The 26,777-nt window shown below is 52.7% G+C and carries 26 protein-coding genes and 1 pseudogene; 17 read left to right on the top strand and 10 right to left on the bottom strand.

Going from position 1 to position 26,777, the window contains the following annotated elements:
- The first annotated feature begins 86 nt into the window (after positions 1–86).
- From HV302_RS16435 to gsiD, 6 genes are all read left to right on the top strand, one after another.
- Complete coding sequence (locus tag HV302_RS16435) at positions 87–875, top strand: aminoglycoside adenylyltransferase family protein (RefSeq protein ID WP_181626295.1); 789 nt, start codon at positions 87–89, stop codon at positions 873–875.
- Between the two features lie 192 nt (positions 876–1,067).
- Positions 1,068–2,033, top strand: a complete 966-nt coding sequence (iaaA, locus tag HV302_RS16430; RefSeq protein WP_016156081.1) for a beta-aspartyl-peptidase — start codon at positions 1,068–1,070, stop codon at positions 2,031–2,033.
- On the top strand, positions 2,020–3,891 hold the full coding sequence (gene gsiA / locus HV302_RS16425) for a glutathione ABC transporter ATP-binding protein GsiA (protein WP_047415279.1): 1,872 nt from the start codon (positions 2,020–2,022) through the stop codon (positions 3,889–3,891). Before iaaA ends, gsiA begins: the two co-directional genes overlap by 14 nt.
- Before the next feature lie 28 nt (positions 3,892–3,919).
- Positions 3,920–5,458: a glutathione ABC transporter substrate-binding protein GsiB gene (gsiB, locus tag HV302_RS16420; RefSeq protein ID WP_181626294.1), complete on the top strand. Its 1,539-nt coding sequence runs from the start codon at positions 3,920–3,922 to the stop codon at positions 5,456–5,458.
- A gap of 46 nt (positions 5,459–5,504) precedes the next feature.
- The gene (gsiC, locus tag HV302_RS16415) at positions 5,505–6,425 is read left to right on the top strand and encodes a glutathione ABC transporter permease GsiC (protein WP_016152391.1); all 921 of its coding nucleotides are present in this window, start codon (positions 5,505–5,507) and stop codon (positions 6,423–6,425) included.
- Between the two features lie 2 nt (positions 6,426–6,427).
- Positions 6,428–7,339 (top strand): glutathione ABC transporter permease GsiD, encoded by a 912-nt coding sequence (gene gsiD / locus HV302_RS16410; protein ID WP_016156084.1) that lies wholly within the window; start codon positions 6,428–6,430, stop codon positions 7,337–7,339.
- A gap of 57 nt (positions 7,340–7,396) precedes the next feature.
- Here the strand turns inward: gsiD and rimO are convergent, their stop codons facing one another.
- Complete coding sequence (gene rimO / locus HV302_RS16405) at positions 7,397–8,722, bottom strand: 30S ribosomal protein S12 methylthiotransferase RimO (protein WP_016152393.1); 1,326 nt, start codon at positions 8,720–8,722, stop codon at positions 7,397–7,399.
- 230 nt (positions 8,723–8,952) lie between these two features.
- On the opposite strand from rimO, the gene bssR reads away from it, so the two are divergent.
- Both bssR and HV302_RS16395 read left to right on the top strand, forming a co-directional pair.
- A complete protein-coding gene (gene bssR, locus HV302_RS16400) occupies positions 8,953–9,336 on the top strand; it encodes a biofilm formation regulator BssR (protein ID WP_094760733.1) in 384 nt (127 codons plus the stop codon).
- Between the two features lie 102 nt (positions 9,337–9,438).
- Positions 9,439–10,536, top strand: a complete 1,098-nt coding sequence (locus tag HV302_RS16395; protein WP_181626293.1) for a PQQ-dependent sugar dehydrogenase — start codon at positions 9,439–9,441, stop codon at positions 10,534–10,536.
- 5 nt (positions 10,537–10,541) lie between these two features.
- Here the strand turns inward: HV302_RS16395 and HV302_RS16390 are convergent, their stop codons facing one another.
- On the bottom strand, positions 10,542–11,168 hold the full coding sequence (locus HV302_RS16390; RefSeq protein ID WP_181626292.1) for a glutathione S-transferase family protein: 627 nt from the start codon (positions 11,166–11,168) through the stop codon (positions 10,542–10,544).
- A gap of 328 nt (positions 11,169–11,496) precedes the next feature.
- Here HV302_RS16390 and dacC point away from each other — a divergent pair, with 328 nt between their 5' ends.
- A complete protein-coding gene (gene dacC / locus HV302_RS16385; protein ID WP_065554553.1) occupies positions 11,497–12,699 on the top strand; it encodes a serine-type D-Ala-D-Ala carboxypeptidase in 1,203 nt (400 codons plus the stop codon).
- A gap of 45 nt (positions 12,700–12,744) precedes the next feature.
- Here dacC and deoR read toward each other — a convergent pair whose 3' ends face one another.
- Positions 12,745–13,503 carry a DNA-binding transcriptional repressor DeoR gene (gene deoR / locus HV302_RS16380; RefSeq protein WP_016156090.1) on the bottom strand — a complete coding sequence of 253 codons (759 nt, stop codon included), beginning with the start codon at positions 13,501–13,503 and terminating at the stop codon, positions 12,745–12,747.
- 64 nt (positions 13,504–13,567) lie between these two features.
- Positions 13,568–14,176, bottom strand: a complete 609-nt coding sequence (ybjG, locus tag HV302_RS16375; protein ID WP_137352034.1) for an undecaprenyl-diphosphate phosphatase — start codon at positions 14,174–14,176, stop codon at positions 13,568–13,570.
- A gap of 297 nt (positions 14,177–14,473) precedes the next feature.
- Between ybjG and HV302_RS16370 the strand changes: the two genes are divergently transcribed.
- Positions 14,474–15,706: an MFS transporter gene (locus HV302_RS16370; protein WP_047501216.1), complete on the top strand. Its 1,233-nt coding sequence runs from the start codon at positions 14,474–14,476 to the stop codon at positions 15,704–15,706.
- 28 nt (positions 15,707–15,734) lie between these two features.
- On the opposite strand, the gene HV302_RS16365 is transcribed toward HV302_RS16370, so the two are convergent.
- The 3 genes from HV302_RS16365 to HV302_RS16355 all read right to left on the bottom strand — a co-directional run bounded on the left by HV302_RS16365 (position 15,735) and on the right by HV302_RS16355 (position 18,146).
- Positions 15,735–16,016, bottom strand: coding sequence for a hypothetical protein (locus tag HV302_RS16365; RefSeq protein ID WP_019076373.1), 282 nt, complete (start codon positions 16,014–16,016; stop codon positions 15,735–15,737).
- A gap of 106 nt (positions 16,017–16,122) precedes the next feature.
- On the bottom strand, positions 16,123–16,938 hold the full coding sequence (locus tag HV302_RS16360) for a Cof-type HAD-IIB family hydrolase (RefSeq protein ID WP_047359406.1): 816 nt from the start codon (positions 16,936–16,938) through the stop codon (positions 16,123–16,125).
- Positions 16,938–18,146: an MFS transporter gene (locus HV302_RS16355; RefSeq protein WP_029139467.1), complete on the bottom strand. Its 1,209-nt coding sequence runs from the start codon at positions 18,144–18,146 to the stop codon at positions 16,938–16,940. The genes HV302_RS16360 and HV302_RS16355 overlap by 1 nt, the downstream gene beginning before the upstream one ends.
- Before the next feature lie 85 nt (positions 18,147–18,231).
- Between HV302_RS16355 and HV302_RS16350 the strand changes: the two genes are divergently transcribed.
- Positions 18,232–18,792: a TetR/AcrR family transcriptional regulator gene (locus HV302_RS16350; protein ID WP_029139468.1), complete on the top strand. Its 561-nt coding sequence runs from the start codon at positions 18,232–18,234 to the stop codon at positions 18,790–18,792.
- Here HV302_RS16350 and HV302_RS16345 read toward each other — a convergent pair.
- Together HV302_RS16345 and HV302_RS16340 are read right to left on the bottom strand one after the other, a co-directional pair.
- Positions 18,779–19,576 carry an SDR family NAD(P)-dependent oxidoreductase gene (locus HV302_RS16345; RefSeq protein WP_181626291.1) on the bottom strand — a complete coding sequence of 266 codons (798 nt, stop codon included), beginning with the start codon at positions 19,574–19,576 and terminating at the stop codon, positions 18,779–18,781. The genes HV302_RS16350 and HV302_RS16345 overlap by 14 nt on opposite strands.
- A gap of 270 nt (positions 19,577–19,846) precedes the next feature.
- Entirely contained in the window at positions 19,847–21,532 is a 1,686-nt protein-coding gene (locus HV302_RS16340) for an aspartate:alanine antiporter (RefSeq protein ID WP_016152406.1), read from the bottom strand.
- A 269-nt stretch (positions 21,533–21,801) separates the two neighbouring features.
- On the opposite strand from HV302_RS16340, the gene HV302_RS16335 reads away from it, so the two are divergent.
- A complete protein-coding gene (locus HV302_RS16335) occupies positions 21,802–22,182 on the top strand; it encodes an inner membrane protein YbjM (RefSeq protein WP_181626290.1) in 381 nt (126 codons plus the stop codon).
- Positions 22,183–22,216: 34 nt separating this feature from the next.
- Here HV302_RS16335 and HV302_RS16330 read toward each other — a convergent pair whose 3' ends face one another.
- The gene (locus HV302_RS16330) at positions 22,217–22,480 is read right to left on the bottom strand and encodes a GrxA family glutaredoxin (protein ID WP_016152408.1); all 264 of its coding nucleotides are present in this window, start codon (positions 22,478–22,480) and stop codon (positions 22,217–22,219) included.
- A gap of 172 nt (positions 22,481–22,652) precedes the next feature.
- Between HV302_RS16330 and HV302_RS28050 the strand changes: the two are divergent.
- The 5 genes and pseudogenes from HV302_RS28050 (at position 22,653) to potF (ending at position 26,723) form a co-directional block, all read left to right on the top strand.
- Positions 22,653–22,942: pseudogene (locus HV302_RS28050) on the top strand (YbjC family protein).
- Positions 22,926–23,648, top strand: coding sequence for an oxygen-insensitive NADPH nitroreductase (gene nfsA / locus HV302_RS16325; protein ID WP_220131628.1), 723 nt, complete (start codon positions 22,926–22,928; stop codon positions 23,646–23,648). The pseudogene HV302_RS28050 and the gene nfsA overlap by 17 nt, the downstream one beginning before the upstream one ends.
- Positions 23,649–23,707: 59 nt before the next feature.
- Entirely contained in the window at positions 23,708–24,610 is a 903-nt protein-coding gene (gene rimK, locus HV302_RS16320; RefSeq protein WP_016152412.1) for a 30S ribosomal protein S6--L-glutamate ligase, read from the top strand.
- Positions 24,611–24,700: 90 nt separating this feature from the next.
- Complete coding sequence (locus HV302_RS16315) at positions 24,701–25,177, top strand: YbjN domain-containing protein (protein ID WP_016152413.1); 477 nt, start codon at positions 24,701–24,703, stop codon at positions 25,175–25,177.
- 433 nt (positions 25,178–25,610) lie between these two features.
- The gene (gene potF / locus HV302_RS16310) at positions 25,611–26,723 is read left to right on the top strand and encodes a spermidine/putrescine ABC transporter substrate-binding protein PotF (protein ID WP_016152414.1); all 1,113 of its coding nucleotides are present in this window, start codon (positions 25,611–25,613) and stop codon (positions 26,721–26,723) included.
- The last annotated feature ends 54 nt before the right edge of the window (positions 26,724–26,777 follow it).

Genomic DNA, 26,777 nt, shown 5'->3' with positions numbered 1-26,777 from the left:
TGGTAAAGGTTTTGTGCCAGGGATAGCGCTGCAGGAAGAATGCAGTATAGACTCAATATTTCCGCTCTTTTTTCCCAGGGGGCTAAATGGCCAATATTATTCCAGACGCAATTCGACGACAGGTGGAGGCCGCCAGTGCGTGCATCCGTCAGATTTTCGAGGGGAATCTCATTGCCCTTCATTTGTATGGCTCTGCGGTTGAAGGCGGCTTAAAACCCCAAAGCGACATTGATTTATTGGTCACCCTGCGTGAACCCATAAATGCCCGACAAAGAAAAAAACTGATGCAGGATTTGCTGACCATTTCAGCGCCTCCCGGCACCTCCGGGCCATATCGTGCGTTGGAAGTGACCGTTGTTCTGCACTCGCAGATCGTGCCGTGGCGATTTCCACCGGCGAGAGAAATGCAGTTTGGCGAATGGCTGCGTGATGATATTCGCGCTGGCGTGTTTGAACTGGCAATGGTGGATGCTGATCTTTCTATTCTGCTGACCCAGGCCCGGCGCGCCAGCGTACCGCTGTTCGGTGAACCGGCTGAGATGTTATTTAACGTCATTCCGTTTAGCGATGTATTGCAAACATTTCGGCATATCCTTGAGATGTGGCAGAAACCGGCTGATTTAGAGGGGGACGAGCGTAATATCATCCTTGCTCTGGCACGTATCTGGTATAGCGTGGTTACGGGTAATATTGTCGCTAAAGATGAGGCCGCATCCTGGCTTCTGCCGCAATTACCCGCTGAGCATGCTGATTTGCTGCAAGCAGCGCGTGCGGAATATCTGGGGTTAACCAAACATAACTGGGCAGCGTGTATGCCGTCTGTAGAACGCTTTGTATTTTATGCAAAAAAACAGATTACCGATCGGCTTGAATAATTTAGCACCAACGTCGAGAGATCTCCTTTCCGTTAAACACATCTGAATGGCCTGATGAGACGGGGTGTGAGGTGCGAGCCTTTACCTTTACATGACGTCTGCATCTTTCTATATTCAAAAATCGAATCAATAAGTCACCGAAATTCTGATATTTATAACCCTCCAGTACCCGCCACCTAATGGACGAATAAAATGGGTAAAGCAGTCATTGCAATTCACGGCGGCGCAGGGGCTATCACCCGCGCGTTACTGAGCCAGGAGCAAGAATTGCGTTATATACAAGCGCTGTCGGATATCGTTGAAACCGGCCAACGGATGCTTGAAGACGGTCGTAGCGCACTGGATGTGGTCACCGAAGCCGTGCGTTTGTTGGAAGAGTGTCCGTTGTTTAATGCCGGAATTGGCGCGGTGTATACCCGTGATGAAACCCATGAACTGGACGCCTGTGTGATGGACGGTAATACGCTAAACGCGGGAGCCGTCGCCGGGGTTAGCCATCTGCGCAACCCAATTCTCGCGGCACGCCTGGTGATGGAACACAGCCCACACGTCATGATGATAGGTGAAGGGGCTGAAAACTTTGCCATTGCGCAGGGTATGGAGCGCGTTTCGGCGGATATTTTCTCGACGCCAGAACGCTACGCTCAACTGCTGGCAGCGCAATCGGCGGGTGAAACGGTGCTGGATCATAGCGCGACCCCGCTGGATGAAAACAACAAAATGGGTACTGTGGGTGCGGTCGCGCTGGATATGTTTGGCAATCTGGCGGCGGCAACATCGACCGGCGGAATGACCAATAAATTACCGGGTCGGGTAGGTGACAGTCCGCTGGTCGGCGCTGGCTGTTATGCCAATAACGCAAGTGTGGCCGTTTCCTGCACCGGAACCGGTGAAGTCTTTATTCGTGCGCTGGCGGCCTATGACATTGCGGCGTTGATGGACTATGGCGGCCTGAGTTTATCGGAGGCGTGCGAACGCGTAGTAATGGAAAAATTACCGGCGCTCGGCGGTAGCGGCGGTTTAATTGCCGTCGATCACGAGGGCAACGTCGCCTTGCCCTTTAACAGCGAAGGCATGTACCGTGCCTGGGGATATGCAGGCGATACGCCAACCACCGGTATTTATCGGGAAAAAGGAGATACCGTTGCCACACAGTGATGAGCTTGACGCCTGCGACGTGCTGGCAGTCAGCAACCTGAACATTGCCTTTGAACAGGAGCAACAGCGCATCAGTGCGGTGCGTAATCTGTCATTTCGCCTGAAGCGTGGTGAAACGCTGGCGATAGTGGGTGAATCCGGTTCAGGAAAGTCGGTAACAGCCTTGTCGCTGATGCGTTTGATTGAACAGTCAGGCGGCGAGGTGAGCTGCGATGAAATGCTCCTTCGACGCCGTAACCGACAGGTTATTGAGCTGGGTGAACAGAGCGCGTCGCGGATGCGTCACGTGCGTGGCGCAGATATCGCCATGATCTTCCAGGAGCCCATGACATCGCTTAATCCGGTATTTACCGTGGGTGAGCAGATTGCTGAGTCAATCCGTTTGCATCAGGGGGCCAGCCACGAAGAGGCGATGGTGGAAGCGAAACGGATGCTCGACCAGGTGCGTATCCCCGAGGCGAAGGCTATTTTATCGCGCTATCCGCACCAGCTTTCTGGCGGCATGCGCCAGCGGGTAATGATCGCCATGGCGCTATCGTGTCGCCCTGCGGTTTTAATTGCCGATGAACCGACTACCGCGCTGGATGTCACTATTCAGGCACAGATCCTGCAACTGATAAAAGTGTTGCAGCAGGATATGTCGATGGGAGTGATCTTTATTACCCACGATATGGGCGTCGTAGCGGATATTGCCGATCGCGTGCTGGTGATGTATCAGGGCGAGGCGGTAGAAACCGGCAGCGTTGAGCAGATTTTTCACGCTCCCCAGCATCCTTACACCAAAGCGCTGCTGGCAGCCGTGCCGCAGCTTGGGGCGATGACCGGACAAGCGTACCCGCGCCGGTTTCCACTCATTTCGTTACACGATCCCAGCCATGTAGAACCACAGACTGAACAGGATACCGTGGTTGAAGGCGAGCCTATTTTGCAGGTACGTAATCTGGTGACGCGTTTTCCGCTGCGCAGCGGCATTCTTAATCGGGTGACCCGCGAGGTGCATGCGGTGGAAAACGTCAGCTTTGACCTGTGGCCCGGGGAGACGCTCTCGCTGGTGGGGGAGTCAGGCTGCGGGAAATCCACCACCGGTCGGGCGCTGCTACGTCTGGTAGAGTCTCAACGCGGGGAGATTGTTTTCAACGGACAGCGTATCGATACCCTGGCCGCCAGTAAGCTACAGCCGCTGCGTCGGGATATTCAATTTATCTTCCAGGACCCCTATGCTTCGCTCGATCCGCGTCAGACCGTGGGATATTCCATTTTAGAACCGCTGCGGGTGCATGGGCTACTGCAAGGCGATGCGGCGGCAAAACGGGTTGCATGGCTGCTGGAACGCGTAGGATTGCTCCCTGAGCATGCCTGGCGCTATCCGCATGAGTTTTCCGGTGGTCAGCGTCAGCGTATCTGTATTGCCCGGGCGCTGGCGCTCAATCCCAAGGTGATTATTGCCGATGAGTCAGTCTCGGCGCTGGATGTCTCAATTCGCGGGCAAATTATCAACCTGTTGCTCGACCTCCAACGAGAAATGGGGATTGCGTACCTGTTTATTTCCCACGATATGGCGGTGGTGGAGCGGATCAGTCATCGGGTGGCGGTGATGTACCTTGGGCAAATCGTCGAGATCGGCACCCGACGCGCGGTGTTTGAAAATCCGCAGCATCCGTACACCCGCAAACTGATGGCGGCAGTCCCGGTCGCCGATCCCTCACATCACCGGCCCCAGCGCGTGCTGCTGTCGGATGATATCCCCAGTAATATCCGCAAACGCGGTGAAGAGATTTCCCCCGTTTCACTACAGCAAGTTGGCCCGGGGCATTATGTTGCGCGTCCGCAACCAGAAAATGCGCTTTCGCGTTTATAACAGGCAGGCAGGGTTTAAGGAGAATAACATGACAAAAATTGTTGCTCGAAAATGGCTGGTTGCTGTGGGAGTGGCCTCTGCGCTGGCCGCCACACCTGGCTGGGCCGCCAAAGATGTAGTAGTGGCGGTAGGATCCAATTTCACCACCCTCGATCCCTACGACGCAAACGACACGTTGTCGCAGGCGGTAGCGAAGTCGTTTTACCAGGGGCTGTTTGGCCTTGATAAAGAGATGAAGCTGAAAAATGTGCTGGCGGAGAGTTATACGGTTTCTGATGATGGCCTGACTTATACCCTTAAGCTGCGACAGGGTGTGAAGTTTCAGGACGGCACCGACTTCAACGCCGATGCGGTTAAAGCTAACTTCGACCGGGCCAGCAACCCGGAAAACCATCTGAAACGCTACAACCTGTATAAGAATATCGATAAAACCGAGGTCGTCGATCCGTCGACGGTGAAGATAACGCTGAAGCAGCCGTTCTCTGCATTTATCAATATTCTGGCGCACCCGGCTACGGCGATGATCTCTCCCGCCGCGCTGGAGAAATACGGCAAGGAGATCGGTTTCCATCCCGTGGGGACCGGGCCGTATCAGCTTGAGACCTGGAATCAGACGGATTTTGTAAAGGTTAAGAAGTTCGCGGGTTACTGGCAGCAAGGGCTGCCAAAGCTGGATACGATTACCTGGCGTCCGGTGACCGACAACAACACGCGTGCGGCAATGCTGCAGACCGGGGAAGCGCAGTTTGCCTTCCCGATCCCTTACGAGCAGGCGGCGCTACTGGCGAAGAATAAAAACCTGGAACTGGTGGCCAGTCCGTCTATTATGCAGCGTTACATCAGCATGAACGTCACGCAAAAACCGTTCGATAACCCGAAGGTGCGTGAAGCGCTGAATTATGCCATCAACCGTCAGGCGCTGGTGAAAGTGGCGTTTGCCGGTTACGCGACGCCAGCAACCGGCGTTCTCCCACCGTCGATCGCCTATGCGCAAAGCTATACGCCATGGCCATACGACCCGGCAAAAGCGCGCGAACTGCTGAAAGAAGCGGGTTATCCGAACGGTTTTACCACCACGCTATGGTCTTCTCATAACCATAGTACCGCGCAAAAAGTGCTGCAATTTACCCAGCAGCAACTGGCGCAGGTGGGCGTTAAGGCTCAGGTGACGGCGATGGATGCCGGTCAGCGCGCGGCGCAAGTCGAAGGTAAAGCGCAGAAAGAGAGCGGGGTACGCATGTTCTACACCGGCTGGTCTGCCTCTACGGGTGAAGCAGACTGGGCGCTGTCACCGCTGTTTGCATCTCAAAACTGGCCGCCAACGCTGTTTAATACGGCGTTCTACAGCAATAAGCAGGTGGACAGTGATTTAGCGGCAGCGTTGCAAACCAACGATCTGGCCCAGAAAGCGAAGCTGTACAAGGATGCGCAGGATATTATCTGGAAAGAGTCGCCTTGGATCCCACTGGTAGTGGAACAACTGATTTCGGCGCACAACACCAGATTGACCGGGTTCTGGATCATGCCGGATACCGGATTTAGCTTTGATGATGCGGATTTAAAATAAGCTATTCATCCGGCCCCGCCACGCAGGGGCCGGCGAAGGGAGTGTGATGCTTAACTATGTTTTCAAGCGCCTGCTGGGGTTGATTCCAACTCTGTTGATTGTAGCGGTGCTGGTATTTTTATTTGTTCACCTGCTACCCGGCGATCCGGCCCGGCTGATTGCTGGACCGGAGGCTGACGCTGAGGTTATCGAACTGGTGCGTCAGCAGTTGGGTCTGGACCAGCCGCTGCATATTCAGTTCTGGCATTACATTACTAACGTGTTGCAAGGCGATTTTGGAACCTCAATGGTTTCTCGTCGCCCGGTCTCCGAAGAGATAGCCAGTCGTTTTATGCCATCGCTATGGCTGACCATTGCCAGCATGGCGTGGGCGGTGTTATTCGGCATGACGGCAGGGATCATTGCTGCTGTATGGCGCAATCGTTGGCCGGACAGATTGAGTATGACGCTCGCCGTCACCGGGATCTCTTTCCCGGCGTTTGCGCTCGGCATGCTGCTCATGCAGATATTCTCCGTTGAGCTTGGCTGGTTACCCACCGTTGGCGCTGATACCTGGCGGCACTATATCCTCCCGTCTATTACCCTGGGTGCGGCGGTGGCTGCGGTGTTAGCCCGGTTTACCCGCGCTTCGTTTGTCGATGTGCTCAGTGAAGACTATATGCGTACCGCGCGGGCCAAAGGGGTGAGTGAAACCTGGGTGGTGTTAAAACATGGTTTGCGTAATGCGATGATCCCGGTGGTCACCATGATGGGGCTACAGTTTGGCTTTTTGCTTGGCGGCTCAATTGTGGTTGAGAAGGTGTTTAACTGGCCAGGGCTTGGGCGGCTGTTGGTGGACTCAGTCGAAATGCGCGACTATCCGGTGATTCAGGCCGAGGTGCTGTTGTTTTCTCTGGAGTTTATTCTTATTAACTTAGTGGTGGATGTGCTCTATGCCGCCATTAATCCGGCTATCAGGTACAAGTAAGGATGCGATTTTTTAACTGGCGCCGACAGGCGATTTTAAATGCGATGCCCCTTGTTAAGCCTGAGCAGATACGCACGCCGTGGCATGAATTCTGGCGTCGTTTCCGTCGCCAGCGCATGGCGATGTTAGCGGGGTTATTTGTCGTGCTGCTGATAATGGTGGCGATTTTTGCTCGCTGGTTAACGCCATTTGATGCCGAGAATTACTTCGATTATGACCGTCTGAATGACGGACCGTCGATGCTGCACTGGTTCGGCGTTGACTCGCTGGGGCGGGATATTTTTAGCCGCGTGCTGGTGGGGGCGCAAATCTCGCTGGCGGCGGGGGTCTTTGCCGTATTTATTGGCGCAGCGATTGGCACCGTGCTGGGTCTGCTGGCGGGATACTACGAAGGCTGGTGGGATCGACTGATTATGCGTATCTGCGATGTGCTGTTCGCCTTTCCGGGCATTTTGCTGGCGATAGCCGTGGTCGCTGTGCTGGGCAGCGGCATTGCAAACGTGATTATTGCCGTGGCCATTTTCTCCATTCCGGCCTTCGCGCGGCTGGTGCGCGCAAATACGCTGGTGTTAAAGCAGCAGACCTTTATTGAATCCGCGCGCAGTATTGGTGCCAGCGATGCGACCATCATCTTCAACCATATCTTGCCGGGTACGGTTTCATCGATCGTGGTCTTTTTTACCATGCGTATTGGCACGTCGATTATCTCTGCCGCGAGCCTGTCATTTCTGGGATTGGGTGCGCAGCCGCCGACCCCGGAGTGGGGGGCAATGCTCAATGAAGCCCGCGCTGATATGGTGATCGCGCCGCACGTGGCGATTTTCCCGGCGGTGGCGATATTCCTGACGGTGCTGGCGTTTAACTTACTCGGAGATGGTCTGCGCGACGCGCTGGACCCGAAAATTAAAGGATAAATCACAGGGCCGGATAAGACGTAACGCTTATCCGGCCTACAGTTGGGTTGCGCTTATTTAAACGCGGGTGCCCCACAGATCGTATTCATCAGCGTTTTCGACCTTCACGCGGATGATATCGCCAGGTTTCACCTTGGTTTCGCCATTCAGGTATACCGCGCCGTCGATTTCAGGGGCGTCAGCCATGCTGCGGCCAATCGCGCCTTCTTCGTCAACTTCATCAACGATAACCAGAATTTCGCGGCCCACTTTTTCCTGCAAACGTTCAGCGGAGATTTGCTGTTGCAATTGCATAAAGCGGTTCCAGCGTTCCTCTTTCACCTCTTCCGGGATTTGGTCCGGCAGGTCATTGGCGCCAGCGCCTTCTACCGGGCTGTATTTAAAGCAGCCCACGCGGTCCAGACGCGCTTCCTTCAGGAAGTCGAGCAGCATCTGGAAGTCTTCTTCCGTTTCACCCGGGAAACCGACAATGAAGGTTGAGCGCAGCGTCAGTTCAGGGCAGATTTCACGCCACTGCTTGATGCGTGCCAGTTGTCTGTCCACGGAGCCTGGGCGTTTCATCAGCTTAAGAATACGCGGGCTGGCATGCTGCAGCGGGATGTCCAGGTACGGCAGGATTTTCCCTTCCGCCATCAGTGGGATCACGTCATCAACGTGCGGGTAGGGATAGACGTAATGCAGACGAGTCCAGATCCCCAGTTTTGATAACTGCTCGCACAGATCAACCATGCTGGTTTTGACCGGCTCGCCGTTATGGAAACCGGTGCGATGCTTCACATCCACGCCGTACGCGGAGGTATCCTGAGAAATGACCAGTATCTCTTTCACGCCCGCATCCACCAGACGTTTGGCTTCGCTGAGGACGTCGCCAATCGGACGGCTCACCAGATCGCCACGCATCGACGGAATAATGCAGAACGTGCAGCGGTGGTTGCAGCCTTCAGAAATTTTCAGATAGGCATAATGACGCGGAGTGAGCTTGACGCCCTGTTCAGGAACCAGGCTCAGGAACGGGTTGTGCTTCGGTTTGGGCACATAGTGGTGAACGTGCTCCAGAACCTGTTCGTAGCTATGCGGCCCGGTGATTTCCAGCACCTTCGGGTGGACTTCACGGATCTGATCGACTTTCGCGCCCAAACAGCCGGTGACGATCACCTTGCCGTTTTCGTTCAGCGCTTCGCCGATTGCTTCCAGCGACTCCTGAACCGCGCTGTCGATAAAGCCACAGGTGTTAACGATAACCATATCCGCGTCGTCGTAGCTTGGCACAACGTCATAGCCTTCGGTACGAAGTTCGGTCAGGATGCGTTCAGAATCGACGAGGTTTTTCGGGCAGCCGAGGGAGACAAAGCCGATTTTCGGCTGGTGGGTTACATTGCTCATAGCGTAAAAATTGTTCAGTTATTGGAATATTCAGGGCACGGATTCTACAGAGTTCTGAATAAAAATTGTATCGCAATCTCATACCATCAGTCGCCACGCCCGGCGTGGAATTAAAGATTATTTGTAAATAGTGTTAATTTTCGGTGATGGATTGATCCTGGACACGACTTTGTTCAAAAAATGACCATACTATTAAGTTGCACCATAGTTGGAAAGAGGAGGAACAAAGTATGGTTGTTGACAGACTGAGAACCGATCTTCTCAACAAATTGATAAACGCCCGTGTCGAACTTGCCGCTTATCTGCTGTTGAGAAAAGCGAAAGGCTACATGTCAGTCAGCGAGAGCGATCGTCTGCGTGATAATTTTTTTGTACTGAATCGCGAATTGCACGAGCAATCACAGCTTCACGGTATGCATCTTGATCAGGAAGAGTGGAATGCCCTTCATCGTGCTGAAGGGGCGTTAGCCGCCGCCGCTGTTTGTCTTATGAGTGGACATCACGATTGTCCAACCTTTATCGCCGTTAACGCAGAGAAACTGGAAAACTGCCTGACAACGCTGACGCTAAGTATCCAGTGTTTGCAATCTTATTCAACGCTGGAACACGTCTGAATCAGGGGGAGGGCGCTCCCCCTTTTCGTTAAGATTATGTAAATGTGGCAGGATAATTCCCCTTGCTGGCTACGCTTTATGCAGAGCCATTAAGGAGGTGTTATGCGTCGACTCTTTCTCTGTGCTGTCCCACTCGCGCTATTTTCCTCTTATGCCGCCGCGGTAGAGGTGGAAGTGCTGCAAACGAAACTCGATCATCCGTGGTCGCTGGCGTTTTTACCCGACAATCGCGGCATGCTCATTACGCTCAAAGGCGGCCAGCTTCGACTTTGGCAGTCAGGGAAGGGGCTTTCCGACCCGCTGACCGGCGTACCCAAAGTCTGGGCGAATGGTCAGGGGGGATTGCTTGATGTGGCATTAGCTCCGGATTTTAAACAATCCCGCCGGGTGTGGCTTAGCTTTGCTGAAGCTGACAGTGAAGGTAACGCCGGGACAGCGGTTGGTTACGGACGACTGAGCGACGATCTCAAACATCTGCAAGGGTTCCAGACCATTTTTCGCCAACAGCCGAAGCTCTCCAGCGGAAACCATTTTGGCGGACGTATGGTTTTTGATGGCAACGGTTATCTGTTTATTGGTCTTGGTGAAAATAATCGACGTTCTACCGCCCAGGATCTGGATAAGCTGCAGGGCAAGGTCGTACGACTGACCGATGAGGGAAAAATTCCGCCGGATAATCCGTTTGTGAAGCGGGCAGGAGCACGGGCAGAGATTTGGTCATATGGTATCCGCAACCCGCAGGGGATGGCGATGAATCCCTGGAGCGATACGCTGTGGCTTAATGAGCATGGTCCACGCGGGGGCGATGAAATCAATATCCCGGAGAAAGGGAAAAACTACGGCTGGCCGCTTGCGACCTGGGGCGTTAACTACAGTGGTCTTAAAATTCCCGAAGCAAAAGGCCCAATTGTTGCTGGAACAGAGCAACCCATCTTTTACTGGGAAAAGTCACCGGCGGTCAGCGGAATGGCTTTTTATAATAGCGATACCTTCCCACAGTGGCGGCAGAAGTTATTCATTGGCGCGTTGAAAGATAAAGAAGTGATCGTGCTGAGCGTCAAAGGGAATGCCGTCACCGAAGAGGGTCGTCTGTTGCAGGAAAGGGGACAACGGATCCGTGATGTGCGCGTCGGACCAGACGGGTACTTATACGTACTAACCGACGAGTCCGACGGGGAATTACTGAAAGTGAGTCCCTGATTGAGTTAGCTGACCGGGATCATTACGACTTTTTGAAACGCCGGACGTTCGGTCAGTTGCTGATACCAGTTCTCCAGATGTGGGCGTGGGGTCCAGCTCAGGCCAACGTTGAACAGGTTATAGATAAACGGCGCAACGGCGATATCGGCAGTGCCAAATTCAGCCCCGGAGAACCATGGCTGGTCCGACAGCGCGTTATCCAGAATAGCAAACAGGTTATCGCACACCTGACTACCCGCCTCGATTGCCGCCATATCGCGTTTCTCGGCAGGGGTTCTGACCAGGCCAAACAAGATAACCCGATGCGCAGGACTTAGCGTCTGGTTTGCCCAGTCCATCCATTTTTCACCGACGGCGCGCGCGGCCGGGGCGTCAATCCACAAACGCTTTTGTCCGTACTGAGCTGCCAGATAGCGGACAATGGTATTGGATTCCCACAGAACAACGTCCGTTTCATCATCGCGTAGCAGCGGGACCAGTCCGTTCGGGTTGAGTGCCAGATAGTCGGCATCGCGGTTACCGCCATGCTGTCCGCCCGCCAGAATTTGGTTATACGGCAGTTCCAGTTCCTCGAGCGTCCACAATACTTTTTTTACGTTGGTCGAGTTATTGCGACCCCACAGTGTAATCATAGTAACCCCGCAAATTAATTGAGCAGCTTTATGGCTGCAGATGCCATCTGACTAGCCCACATGGTGGGGTAAACCTAATATTTACGCAACAAAGTCTAAAAAAATCGTGCCAGGAGCAGCGCAGCGCGGTGTTATTGCATAAACTTTAAAAACTTTACCAACTTACGGTTTCTTTAAGCTCGTTAGTGCGTTATTACTCACCGCACTTATTTTACACGTCATCCATCAGACCTTTTCTGCATGGGTTGGCCAGGGTCGCTTGGCTGGTTTTGTGTAAACACGGTGTGGTATGACGTGGTTTTTTGGAATGGATACTCGGGTGGCATTTATGACGCAATACTTCTCTTCACTTCGCAGCTTTGCTGCAGGTTCTGCACTCTTAATCCTTTTGTCGCCGAGCGTACAGGCGGCGGAGCAACCAACGGCCCCACCGAGCGTCGACGCGCGCGCGTGGATCCTAATGGATTACGCCAGCGGTAAGGTTCTGGCGGAAGGTAATGCTGATGAGAAACTGGATCCTGCCAGTCTGACCAAGATCATGACCAGCTATGTAGTCGGTCAGGCGCTGAAGGCCGGGAAAATTAACCTCAACGACATGGTCACTGTGGGCAAAGACGCCTGGGCGACCGGTAATCCGGCCCTGCGCGGTTCGTCGGTTATGTTCCTCAAGCCCGGCGATCAGGTTGCAGTGTCCGATCTGAATAAAGGCGTTATTATCCAGTCTGGTAACGATGCCTGTATCGCACTGGCTGATTACGTTGCGGGCAGCCAGGAATCCTTCATTGGTCTGATGAACGGCTACGCGAAAAAACTGGGGCTGACCAATACCACTTTCCAGACCGTGCATGGCCTGGATGCGGCAGGACAGTTCAGTACCGCACGTGATATGGCCCTGCTCGGGAAGGCGCTAATCCACGATGTACCGGAAGAGTACGCTATCCACAAAGAGAAAGAATTTACCTTTAATAAAATCCGCCAGCCGAACCGCAACCGTTTGTTGTGGAGCACCAACCTGAACGTGGACGGTATGAAAACCGGTACCACGGCCGGGGCGGGATACAACCTGGTTGCTTCCGCGACCCAGGGGGATATGCGCCTGATCTCCGTGGTGTTGGGGGCGAAAACCGACCGTATTCGTTTTAATGAGTCAGAAAAGCTGCTGACCTGGGGCTTCCGCTTCTTTGAAACCGTTACGCCGATTAAACCGGATGCCACTTTCGTGACGCAGCGCGTCTGGTTTGGCGATAAGAGTGAGGTTAATTTGGGCGCCGGAGAAGCGGGCTCGGTGACTATCCCGCGTGGTCAGCTCAAAAACCTGAAGGCCAGCTTTACCCTGACCGAACCACAGTTAACCGCGCCGCTGAAGAAAGGCCAGGTTGTGGGGACTATCGACTTCCAGTTGAACGGGAAATCCATCGAGCAGCGTCCACTGATGGTGATGGAGGCCGTGGAAGAGGGGGGATTCTTTAGTCGCATGTGGGACTTTGTGATGATGAAATTCCACCAGTGGTTTGGCGGCTGGTTCTCTTAAGCTTAGCGTTTGCCGGATGACGCTATCGCCATCCGGCAGTATCGCTTAATACATCAGTTTGATACGTTGCGCTTTCGCGTGCTCAACAAACGCCTCGTCAGGACGGCTATCGCTGACGATGGTATTAAAGCGTTTTACTTCACCCATCCGCGCAGGACGCACCTTACCAAATTTGCTGTGATCGACCACCAGCACGTGATGCTGCGCCATCGACATCGCCCAGTGTTTCACCGGTAGCTCTTCCAGGTTAAAACAGGTCGCGCCTTTCTCAATATGAACGCCAGCTGCGGAATAAAAAGCGATATCCGGGCACAGGTTGTTCAGCGTTTCCTGGAAATCAAGCGGTTTGAAAATTGCGTTGCTGGCATGGAATTCGCCACCACACAGAATGACGCGGCACTGCGGTTTTTCCTGCAGCACCAGAAACGTATTCAGCGAGTAGCAGATTGCGGTGAAAGGCAATTCATTGTCGATAGCCTCAATGATCCACGGCGTGGTGGTACCACAGTCGAAAAAGATAGTCTGATGTGCCTGCACGAGGCTTGCCGCCATCTGGGCGGCACGGCGCTTTTCATCTACCAGTCGGGATTTTTGATCGCTGATTAAATAGTGATTGGCGCTGCGGGGTTCCAGAACAATATAGCCCCCGAGCAAGACGACGGGAGCATCGTGATTATTCAGGTCGCGACGAATGGTCATCTCAGATACGCCCAGCAGCGTCGCGGCTTCTTTGAGGTGTAATTTATCGCTGCGTTTCAGCGCCTGCAGTAATTGACCAATACGCTCGTCGCGTCGAGTTTCCATAGTTCCCCTGGAGAGTAGAATAAGTGCTCAGTATCGCGCTTAATACTACTCTTTTTACCGTGGGTTAGTCACGCACCCAGCCTTTACGGATGGGCAGAGCGAAGCAGGCGCGATAGCCATTTTGCAAGCCGAGGTACAGGGGCTCGCCAAACCGCTGCCAGATCATCTGGGCGCTCAGGCAGCCAATCAGCCCGACGAGTAATCCTCCCAGCATATCCAGCGGCCAGTGTACGCCAAGGTAGACCCGCGACCAGGCAATCGCCACAGCAACGACCATCAGCAGAGCGCCCGTCCACAGGCGATGCCAGAACAGGAAAGCCAGTGCAAAGGTAAAGATAACCGTACCGTGATCGCTCGGGAAAGAGTCATCCGCCGCATGATGCAGGAAGTTGTAACCGATGTGGTTAACAAACGGACGATCGTGAGGGAACAGATGCCCCATCAGCCATGAAATCGTCAGACCGACGATCAGCGCAATCGCCATTTTTATAACTAACTGGCGCTGGAGAGTAACCTGGGCCCGCGGCCCCCAAAGCCAAAGCACAACGGCTAACAGCGGTACGATGTTAATCAGGTCTTTGGCAATAAAAATGGCAAGCGATATCATCCATTGCGCAGAGTCCGGCGTGGCATTGATGAGATAAAAAAGTGAGTTGTTCAGATTTTCCAGCATAACGTCCAGACTCAGTGTAATCGTTAAAAAGGCCCAAGAGGGGAGAGCATAAAATTGCTTTCACGGGATAAAAAGCGGTCTTGTCTTATTTGTCTGTTAAATGACTATTTTTCAGACAATTAATGAGACTTATTGAACATGATAGCGGTCTCAACTTAAATTAACCTTAACGCAAAATGTTCCTGAGCAAATGAGTGTAAAAATGTGCGCAATTTGCTTTCAAATCACATAATTCACTATCACCAGTACGGCGCATTTATTACACTTTGCGCGATTTTTCTATAGTTAAGAGACTGCATGCAGAACCGTTTATCTTCAGGCGCCCGTTTGGGGCGTCAGGCATTACTTTTCCCTCTCTGTCTGGTGCTTTACGAATTCTCTACTTATATCGGCAACGATATGATCCAGCCCGGAATGTTGGCGGTGGTGGAGCAATATAATGCCGGATTAGATTGGGTGCCCACATCCATGACCGCCTATCTGGCTGGCGGCATGTTTTTGCAGTGGTTATTAGGACCGCTGTCGGATCGAATTGGACGTCGCCCGGTGATGTTAACCGGCGTGCTCTGGTTCATTGTGACCTGCCTTGCAACCCTGCTTGCGCAGAATATTGAGCAATTTACCTTCCTGCGTTTTTTACAAGGGATAAGCCTGTGCTTTATTGGCGCGGTGGGTTACGCCGCAATTCAGGAATCCTTTGAAGAAGCGGTGTGCATAAAAATTACCGCGCTGATGGCAAACGTAGCGTTGATTGCGCCCCTGCTGGGGCCGTTGGTCGGCGCAGCCTGGGTACATGTTCTGCCGTGGGAAGGGATGTTTATCCTGTTTGCTGCCCTGGCCGCCATCTCTTTTTTTGGTCTGCAACGCGCGATGCCGGAAACGGCAACCCGGCTTGGTGAAAAGCTGTCGATTAAAGAGCTGGGCAAAGATTATAAGCTGGTGCTGAGGAACGTGCGCTTTGTTGCAGGCGCGCTGGCATTGGGTTTTGTCAGCCTGCCGTTACTGGCGTGGATTGCGCAGTCCCCGATTATTATCATCAGCGGTGAACATCTCAGCAGCTACGAATATGGCCTGTTGCAGGTGCCGATTTTTGGCGCGTTGATTGCCGGTAACCTGGTACTGGCGCGCCTGACCTCGCGAAAAACCGTACGTTCGCTGATTATCATGGGCGGCTGGCCAATCGCCGTCGGGCTGGTGATTGCCGCTGCGGCCACGGTGGTGTCATCCCATGCGTATCTATGGATGACGGCGGGTTTAAGCATCTATGCGTTTGGTATTGGCGTGGCGAATGCGGGACTGGTACGTCTGACGCTGTTTGCCAGTGAAATGAGTAAGGGCACGGTTTCTGCCGCCATGGGTATGTTGCAGATGCTGATTTTTACCGTCGGTATTGAGCTGAGTAAACACGCTTATCTGCTCGGAGGAAACGGCTTGTTCAGCCTGTTCAATCTGGCAAGCGGCGTACTGTGGGTGATTCTGATGGTTATCTTCCTGAAAGATAAACGGGTAGGGGATTCACGGGAAGGTTAAAGCCCGGTTGCCCGGGCCAGGCAAAAACTTAGTGGTGATCGTCAATCTGGTGTTCGATGATCATTCCTTCACCGACGCTTGCAACATGTCGCGCATAAGGATGTGCGCGATAGACAGGCGCCGGGGCAGGCGCCGGAGCAACATACACCGTTTGTGGCGCTGTGGTAACGCTGACCGCCTGCGGAACGCTGACGGAAGAGGGCACTACCACCACCTTATAACCGCTTGGTACATCAACGGTAACGCTTTGCGCAAATGTTGTCCCCGCAAAACCCAGTAACAATGTCGCTATCAGTACACTTTTCTTCATAATCCGCTCGTCTGAATATTCACTGGAGGTAATAATCCAGCGGGTTAATTTGAGGCGGATTATGAATAGATCATGCCATCATTTTGTTGCCGTCTGTGCTGAGGCGTTATTGCGTAAACGGTGCTTCATTCTTTAACACGCGGTCGATAATATCCAGCACGCCCTCTTCGTTGTTCGACCCTGCGCGATATTTTGCCGCCTGGATAACCGGCTCATGGGCGTTCGCCATTGCAAAACTAAATCCTGCCTGACGCAGCATCTCAATATCATTGCCGCCATCGCCAAACACAACAACCTCATCGTCGGTAATATTCCAGCGTTGTTGCAGCAGACGCAGACCGTTTGCCTTATGCACACCGGGTATAATTAAATCGATGCTGCCGTAGCCGGTATGTACCGGCACCATAATGTCGCCAATCGCCTCATGGAGGTCAGCCTGCACCAGGGGGATACGATCGTCTGAAATATTTAGCCCGAACTTGAAAAAAACGTCATTGAGGTTGTCAAAATTATCCACAAATTCAAGACGATGATAATACATGGCGGAGACCGTCTTATGCTCATCGCTGTACCGCTTCAGGGTATAGGCGCTATTTTTACCGCAGGCGATAATGTCGATGTCCGTACGTGTCAGCAGATGTTCCACAATGGCCTGGAAATCGTCTTTTGCCAGCTCGCCGTTAAAGACATCTTCCCCTTCACTGACCACCCATCCGCCGTTTTCGGCGACAAATGAGATTTCACTGGCCAGTTCAGGGAAAAAGGAGATGAGCTGGTAATACTGGTTGCCGCTGGCGACCACAAAGCGGATCCCTTGTTCTTTCATCTGACGGTATTGCGCCATAAAGCGCTCACGATTATAGGTTTTTTGGTCGCTTAAAAATGTGCCGTCCATGTCGACTGCAATCAGTTTGATACGCATTAGCTGTTCTCCATCACAGTGGTGTTTTTGAGATCCGGTTTTGCCACCGCTTTCGCGACGATGGCGGCGACAAGCACCAGCGCCAGCACCACCAGCATAGCGCTACGCAGGCCGTAGTGTTCACCCAGGTAGCCCAGCAGCGGTGGTCCAACCAGGAATGCCAGATAGCCGGTAGTGGCGACAACGCTGACGCGGGTTGGCGCATCGGGGCCGGTGTCGCTGGCAGCCGAAATGGTCAGTGGGAAGCCCAGTGATGCGCCGAGTCCCCACAGAATAACGGAAACACCCGCCACCCAAGTGCTGTCGACAAAAATAATCAGGCTAATCCCAAGAGCCCCCATAAGCGCACTGGCGCGTACTACCGCGACGCGGCTGTAGCGGTCGATGAACCAGCCGCCAGTAAATCGTCCAACGGTCATACCCAGCGTAAATCCGGCATAAATCAGCGAGCCTGATGTCGGGCTAAATCCATGTCCGTCCACCATCAGTAGCGGAAGCCAGTCGTTGGCGGAACCTTCAGCAAATGCCATTGCAAGCACCACGACGCCAATCAGCAATAGCTGAATATCGCGATAAAAAGGCAGTCCTTTTTCGCCGGAGTGAGACCCGTCAGCGGCATTTTTACCCGTGCCGTCAGGAATGGCTTTGATGGCGATGAAGATAGGGGTGATAGCCACCATCGCCGCCAGCAAGATATGCGCGGTCGCCGGTACGCTGAAGGCGGTAAGCATCATCCCGACTCCGGCACCCGCTAGCGTTCCCAGGCTGTAAAAACCGTGCATCATCGGCAGTACGGTTTTATTCATTTCGCGCTCAACAGCCGCACCTTCGACGTTGATGGCAACTTCTGCTGCGCCAAAGCTGGCGCCGAACACGCCCAGACCAAATGCGAAAAGCCATGCGGAATGCAGCCAGAGCGCTACGCTGAGGATTGCCATTCCGAGGACTGCGCAAGACATGGTGGTGCGGATCACTTTACGCGTGCCAAATCGTTTCACCAGCCAGGCCGAACAAAGAATGCCACTCATCGAACCAATTGAGAGTCCAAACAGCACCGCGCCCATTTCGGCGGTTGAGATGGAGAGGATATCTCTGATGGCAGGGGTACGCGTTGCCCAGGAGGCCATTAATAATCCTGGTAAAAAGAAGAACGTGAACAGTGCCCAGGTGCGACGTCTTAAGGCTTTGCGTGATGAGATGCCAGTCATGAATTCGAGCCGAAGAAAAGAGGAAAGAAGACAACCTTAGCAAGGTTGTGTACATTTGTACACAAATGCAAGAAGAGGTAATGCAGTGCGACGTGCGAACGATCCGCAGCGGCGGGAAAAAATAGTTCAGGCGACTCTGGATGCGGTAATAGCCCATGGTATTCATGCGGTTACACATCGGAAGATTGCGACAATTGCTCAGGTGCCCTTGGGTTCTATGACCTATTACTTTTCGGGAATTGATGAGCTTTTAATGGAGGCGTTTGACCGTTTTACTGACAGGATGATGCTGCAGTATCAGGCTTTTTTTGCCGACGTTGCGGATGCGTCGCAGGCTTGCCATGCGATTACCGATATGATTTACAGCTCCCAGGTCACGACACCCGATAACATGGAACTCATGTATCAGCTGTATGCCTTCGCCAGCCGTAAACCGGCACTAAAAACGGTGATGCAAAACTGGATGTTACGCAGCCAACAAACGCTGGAGCAGTGGTTTGCTCCGGTTACGGCGCGGGCGCTGGATGCGTTTATTGAAGGGATGACGCTGCATTTTGTCACGGACAAAAAGCCGCTGCGGCGAGAAGATATCTTGCTGATGGTGGAGCGTATTGCGGGGTTGCCCGCGACGGTCAGTTGTGCGTAGCGCCGCCTGTAATATTCACCACCGTTGCGGTGATTGCTCCGGCATGGTCTGAAGCCAGAAAGGTCATTACCTCAGCGATTTGTGCAAGCGTAGGCAGACGCCCAAGCATGGTACTTTGCGCCGCACCAGCTAACCATTGTGCGACGGTAATACCCATTGACTGCGCTTTAGCGGTAAAAATTTCCCCGGTATAGGAACCGGCCTGAACGGCATCCACAATCGCATGCGAGCGCACGCCGACGACCCGAATATTCGCCGGCCCCAGTTCGCTGGCAAGCGCTTTAATAAAGGCCTCTGTTCCCGCACAGCCAACGATGTGTCCCAGATGTCCAGGCATCGCCATCGGGGCCGCAGGCGCAACAACGGTGAGAATGACGCCCGCACGATTGCCGCTCATGTGTGGCGTTACGGCTTTTGCGATATTGAACTGCGCCGAGAGGAAAGGGGTGATACCGCTCATAAACTCAGAAAGGGATAATGCCTCGATGCGTTTGCCTTGTTCATGCATAAAGCCGGTTGCGTTAACCACCACATCTATTCCACCGGTTTGATGCGCAAGGTGAGTAACTTGTTTTGAGGTACCGTATTCGTCGAGGACATCGGTGACAAAGGTTTCGACGGCACCGCCCGCGGTTCGAATGCTACTGGCCGCCCAATCCAGCTTTTCCTGACTGCGCGCGCCCAGATACACATGAGCGCCTTCACGCGCCATAGCATGCGCAACTGCACTGCCTATAGCGCCGCTGCCACCGAAAATTACCGCGACTTTGCCTGCGAGTAACATAGCAACCACCTATTACCATTTAGCTTTGACTAAAAGTATGTGTCATAACCAGCATGCTGCAAATGTGACAGAGAGTTTCGGGGGAGGGAGTCAGCGATCGCAAAATTCAGGCAACAAAAAACCCATCAACCTTGAACCAAAACGGCGGGGTTGATGGGCTCCACAAATTGGGGACATCAAAGAAAAGCAGTGGCAATAGTTATGACTGACGTCTTGAAGAAAAGTTCTGCTTACCTGCAAAAAATTTTCGTTTAAGAGTAAATTTCAGCGCTAACCAAGCCCAGGCCAGACAATGACGATGAGTGTCCCCGCTAATGTCAGCAGTACGTTGGCAATTGCGTAGGTCCCGGCATAGCCTAATGCGGGGATGTTGCTGCGTGCCGTATCGCTGATGATTTCCATTGCCGGAGCGCAGGTACGCGCGCCCATCATGGCGCCAAAAAGCAGGGCGCGGTTCATGCGCAATACGTAAGCACCGAATAAGAAACAGATGACAACCGGCACCAGGCTGACAACCAGGCCGGCAATCAGCATTTGCCCACCCACGGCGCCAAGGCCATTGCCAATGCCGCTGCCCGCGCTTAAACCGACGCCTGCCATAAATACCATCAGGCCAAACTCTTTGACCATGTTCAGCGCCCCCTGTGGGATATAGCCAAACGTTGGATGGTTGGCACGCAGGAAGCCCAACATGATCCCGGCGAACAGCAGTCCAGCCGCATTCCCGATGCCGAAGCTGAAATTACTGAACTGGAAGGTGATCATCCCGATCATCAGACCGATGATAAAGAAGGCGCAGAAGGCCAGCAGATCGGTCACCTGACTGTGAATGGAAATGAAGCCGATACGATCGGCAATGGTTTTGACGCGGCGAGCATCCCCACTGACCTGCAGCACGTCGCCTTTATTAAGCACGACGTTATCATCGATAGGCATTTCAATCTGGCTACGGATCACGCGGTTGAGAAAACAGCCGTGATCGGTCAGCTTTAACTGGGCCAGGCGGCGGCCAACGGCATTGTGGTTTTTCACCACAATCTCTTCAGTGACGATGCGCATATCGAGCAGATCGCGATCGAACACCTCTTTACCATTACGGAAACTGGGATCGAGGCGGGCATGCGCATCCGGATAACCCACCAGGGCTATCTCATCACCCATTTGCAGTACCGCGTCGCCATCCGGATTGGCCAGAATGCCGTTGCGACGGATGCGTTCAATGTAACAACCGGTCTGGCGATAGATACCCAGCTCGCGCAGATTTTTGCCATCGGCCCATGCCACCAGTTCCGGGCCAACGCGATAGGCACGAATTACCGGCAGATAAACCTTACGGTTGGCATCAGTGTCCAGACCTCGTTCACGTGCGATTTGTTGGGCGCTGGTTTGCAGATCCTGATGCTGAAGTTTCGGCAGGTAGCGCGCGCCAACAATCAGACTGACCAAACCAATCAAATAGGTGAGCGCATAACCGAGGCTCAGGTTATCGAGGGCGGTTGAAAGCGATGTCCCCGACATTCCGGAATGGCGCAAGGTGTCACCCGCGCCGACCAGCACCGGCGTTGAGGTCATCGAGCCGGCCAGCATACCTGCCGTCAGGCCGATGTCCCAGCCAAATAGCTTACCCAGCCCCAGGGCGATCAGCATGGCGCTGCCGACCATCACCAGAGCAAGCATTAGATAATTTTTCCCATCGCGAAAAAAAATCGAAAAAAAGTTGGGACCGGCTTCGACGCCGACACAAAAAATAAACAGCATAAAGCCGAGATTTAATGCATCGGTGTTAATACTAAAGTGCTGTTGACCTAATAATAGGGACACCACTAAAACGCCAATGGAATTACCGAGTTGGACTGAACCCAGACGTAATTTACCCAGACACAGGCCCAGTGCCAGGACCACAAATAATAACAGGATGTAATTCCCATTTAACAAATCTGCGACGTTTATATTCACGGAGACTAACTTCTTGTTTACTAGTAAGCTATTGAAAGAAATGGCAATTTACGCTAATGTTTTTGCCAGAAATTAAGGGGCGACAGCTTCGTACACAGCCCCAAATAATGCAGCATAACAATATATGCGGTTAGTTTAATCTCATTACGTATCAACGGCTATAAGAATCGTGTGAGTGTGTTTTTGGCATGGAATGCCTGGTTACTTTATCTGACTGGACGCCTGCGGGCGAAAAGAGTGTTCGATAGAGAATGTGTCAGGAGGAACAATTGAAACATAAGCAAAGTTGGGCGGGTGCGGTCTGCTGCTTTGTGCTCTTTATTGTGGTGTGTCTTTCATTAACGCTGAACGTGAAAGGGGCATTCAGAGCGGCAGGGCATCCTGAGGTCGGATTGTTGTTTTTTATCCTGCCTGGTGCTGCAGCAAGCTTTTTCTCCCATCGTCGGGAGGTGCTCAAACCCCTTCTTGGTGCCATGTTTGCGGCGCCGTGCTGTCTGTTACTGATGCGGTTCGTTTTTATGCCGACGCGTTCGTTGTGGCAAGAGCTGGCGTGGTTGTTTAGTGCGGTGTTTTGGTGCGCGCTTGGCGCATTGTGTTTTTTGTTTATCAGCAACTTGTTCAATCAGCATCATCGACGGAAAAAGAACTGAAGACGCCCTCCAGCGGAGGGCGTAGAAACGGCGATCAGGCGAACAGATTCATGTTCTCTTTTGCCCACGCTTCAAAATCCGTGCAGCCGCCGATGTGTTTTTGATCAACAAAAATCTGCGGAACGGTTTCAACTGGCTTACCTACCGTCTTTTCCAGATCGGCTTTCGTAATACCTTCGGCATGGATATCAATGTAGCGGAAGTTAAAATCGTCATGCTCATTGCTTAATTTTTCTGCTAATTCTTTTGCGCGCACGCAATACGGGCACCCTGGGCGACCAAAAATAACGGCAAACATCTCTCTCTCCTCGAACTTATCAGGCCGGATGGCAATACTTGTTATGATGCCGCGATTTGTGACAGATGAAAAGCAGGTTCAGCCTGTTGCTTTGATATCCTCAAGCTATAACTGTTAAACACGACAAGCCGGAACGTTTTATAATGAAAGCCATTTCGCCGGGAGGCCGCTTATGCGCACAATTGGTGCATTACCCAAAAGCGTATTGATGCTGGAAATAATCGGGATGGTTTTGTTATCGCTGGCGCTGCTATCGCTTAACGATTACCTCACTTTACCCGCACCGCTTGGCAGTCCGTTAGCCTGCGTGGTGATGATATTTCTGGGTGTGCTGCTGATGCTTCCCGCCGCGGTGGTATTAACGTGGCGTATTGCTCAACTGGTTGCGCCGCAGCTGATGTCACGAACCCCCGGTGATTCTTCACGTTCAGACAGAGAAAAAGAGATGACGCCAACCATTGATTTACTTCGTAGCCACCGTTCCATTCGCCATTTCACCAATGATGCCATTTCGGATGCGCAGCGGGAGGCGATTATTGCCGCCGCTCAGGGGACCTCAAGCTCCAGTTTTTTACAATGCACAACCATCGTTCGCATAACAGATAACGCCCTGCGTGAATCACTGGCTATTTTATCCGGCGGACAAAAACATGTGGCGCAGGCCGCTGAGTTTTGGGTGTTTTGCGCTGACTTTAATCGCCATTTGCAGATTTGCCCTGACGCGCAACTCGGGCTGGCGGAACAGCTGCTACTGGGCGTCGTTGATACCGCGATGATGGCGCAAAATGCGCTGACGGCGGCAGAGTCTTTGGGGCTTGGCGGCGTGTTTATTGGCGGTCTGCGAAATAATATTGAGCCGGTCACTGAACTGCTGAAGCTTCCGCAACATGTTCTGCCGTTGTTTGGGCTATGCCTCGGCTGGCCTGCTGATAACCCGGATATCAAGCCGCGACTGCCAGCGTCGCTTGTGGTGCACGAAAATCAGTATCAGCCACTCAACAAAGACGTTTTGTCGCAATATGATGAGCAGCTCGCGCAGTACTATCTGACCCGCGGGAGCAATACGCGTCGTGACACCTGGAGCGACCATATTCGCCGCACCATCATTAAAGAAAGTCGTCCCTTTATCCTGGAATATTTGCATAAACAGGGATGGGCTACGCGCTAAAGATTTTAACGCAGTGTATGATACGCCAGCTTTTACCAGGTCATTCAGAGAGGTGCAGGGTGAAAATTGCCATTTTGTCCCGGGACGGAACGCTCTATTCTTGTAAGCGCCTGCGTGAAGCGGCGATGCAGCGTGGTCACCTGGTTGAAATTATCGATCCCCTTTCTTGCTATATGAACATCAGCCCGGCGGCGTCCTCTATTCATTACAAGGGCCGCCAGCTTCCTCATTTCGATGCAGTGATCCCAAGGATTGGTTCAGCGATTACCTTTTACGGTACCGCGGCGTTGCGCCAGTTTGAGATGCTGGGTAGCTATCCGCTGAATGAGTCGGTAGCGATTACGCGTGCGCGCGATAAGCTGCGTTCGCTGCAGCTGCTGGCGCGTCAGGGAATCGATTTACCCATCACCGGGATTGCTCACTCTCCGGACGATACCAGCGACATGATTGACATGGTTGGCGGCGCGCCGCTGGTGGTGAAACTGGTTGAAGGTACGCAGGGGATCGGCGTGGTACTGGCGGAAACGCGCCAGGCTGCAGAAAGCGTGGTGGATGCCTTTCGTGGGTTGAATGCCCATATTCTGGTTCAGGAATATATCAAAGAAGCGAAAGGGCGAGATATTCGCTGTTTCGTGGTGGGTGACGAGGTGGTGGCCGCCATTGAGCGCCGGGCCAAAGAAGGTGATTTTCGTTCTAATCTCCATCGCGGTGGGGTTGCCACTATTGCGAATATCACGCCGCGCGAAAGGGAAATTGCGCTCAAAGCCGCTCAGACAATGGGTCTGGACGTTGCTGGCGTTGATATTCTGCGTGCTGAACGTGGGCCGCTGGTCATGGAGGTCAACGCTTCTCCTGGCCTGGAAGGGGTGGAGAAAACCACCGGAATAGACATTGCCGGCAAGATGATCCAGTGGATTGAGCGTCACGCTACGCCTGAATTTTGCCTTAAAATCGGCGGCTAAGCACAATATCGATTGCGATCGTAGTATGACACGCTCTTTTTGCGTAAGCTGTGCCGGTATTTTTTTCATCAATAGAGGTCGCACATTATTATGACATCACTGGTCGTTCCCACTCTGGATACGTTGCGTCAATGGCTCGACGACCTGGGCATGAGTTTTTTTGAATGCGATACCTGTCAGGCGCTGCATTTGCCGCACATGCAGAATTTTGACGGCATCTTTGATGCAAAAGTTGATTTGGTCGATAACGTCATTCTGTTTTCCGCGATGGCAGAAGTCAGACCTTCTGCACTACTGCCGCTGGCCGCCGATCTGTCTGCGATTAACGCCAGTTCACTGACGGTGAAAGCCTTTCTGGATATGCAGGATGATAATCTGCCAAAGCTGGTGGTCTGCCAGTCTTTATCCGTTATCCCGGGCGTGACGTTTGAGCAGTTCGAATATTTTGTTCGCCAGAGTGAAGAGCAAATATCGATGGTGATCCTCGAGGCCGGTGCGCATCAGCTGTTATTTAACGCTGAAGAAGATGCGCAAAACAGCAACGCCGAAGTTCATTTCCTCCATTAATTCTTCCTGAATCTGGACATATATTGCGCAGCCGCTGCCAAAGCGGTTGCGTATTGCCTGTTTTTATTCTGCATTTAACCGTTCATTAAAGAATTATTCACCTCCATTCAGCGCCTTCCGCTGTATGTCATAGACAATTCATGCATAAAAAATTGATAAAAGACGTTTTTTAATCTGGGCTATATCCACAAATCCTGGCTAAAGTTATTCTTGCGAAGCTGATCAACGTCATCATTCAAACAGCCCCTTGTGGCCTGACCTGTGGCCACAATGCATATTGAATGCATGGGGGGATACCAGCGCGCAATAGCGGCGTGAGGAGAGTCCTCTCTTTTCATGGGTGCCGCTTGAAAGAATATGCACGTTTCTTGCATATCATTAGAGTGTGACATTTTTGTTCGTTTGTTAACGAACTTTCAGAAGGAAAGAGATTATGACCGCCTTAAATAAACGATGGTTACCAGGCCTGGTTGCGGGTGCTCTGATGGCCATCTCTGCTGGCACGCTCGCTGCTGAACAAAAAACGCTGCATATTTATAACTGGTCTGATTATATTGCCCCGGATACGGTGGCTAATTTTGAAAAAGAGACCGGAATTAAAGTTATCTATGACGTATTTGATTCCAATGAAGTGCTGGAAGGTAAGCTCATGGCTGGCAGTACCGGCTTTGACCTTGTCGTTCCATCCGCCAGTTTCCTTGAGCGTCAACTGACCGCGGGCGTCTTCCAGCCGCTGGATAAGAGCAAATTGCCTGGCTGGAAAAACCTCGATCCTGAATTGCTGAAGCTGGTGGGTAAACACGATCCGGACAACAAGTTTGCGATGCCGTATATGTGGGCAACAACCGGTATTGGCTATAACGTGGATAAAGTGAAAGCGGTACTGGGGCCAGATGCGCCGGTTAATAGCTGGGATCTGATCCTCAAGCCAGAAAATCTGGAAAAACTCAAAAGCTGCGGCGTCTCTTTCCTCGACGCGCCCGAAGAAGTGTTTGCCACCGTGCTGAATTATTTGGGTAAAGATCCAAACAGTACCAAAGCGGATGATTACACCGGACCGGCAACCGATCTGCTGTTGAAACTGCGCCCAAATATTCGCTACTTCCACTCCTCGCAGTACATTAACGACCTGGCAAACGGTGATACCTGCGTGGCGATTGGCTGGGCCGGGGATGTATGGCAGGCGGCAAACCGGGCGAAAGAAGCGAAAAATGGCGTCAATATTTCCTTCTCAATTCCTAAGGAAGGTGCGATGGCCTTCTTTGATGTGTTCGCGATGCCAGCCGATGCGAAAAACAAAGACGAAGCCTACCAGTTCCTCAACTACCTGCTGCGCCCTGATGTAATTGCGCATATTTCTGACCACGTGTTCTATGCCAATGCCAACAAAGAAGCGACAGCACTGGTCAGCCAGGACGTTCGCGACAACCCGGGCATTTACCCGCCTGCCGATGTCCGCGCCAAGCTGTTCACGCTGAAAGTACAGGATCCGAAGATCGACCGTGTACGTACTCGCGCCTGGACGAAGGTAAAAAGCGGGAAATAACCCGATGTACGGGACGTGACCCGGCAGGATTTACGCCTGCCGGGCAGTGTTGAT

Source organism: Citrobacter sp. RHBSTW-00859 (assembly GCF_013729795.1).
Lineage (GTDB): Bacteria > Pseudomonadota > Gammaproteobacteria > Enterobacterales > Enterobacteriaceae > Citrobacter > Citrobacter braakii.
The sequence above is the reverse complement of the archived record's forward strand: the minus strand, read 5'-3'. Positions and strand labels throughout refer to the sequence as shown.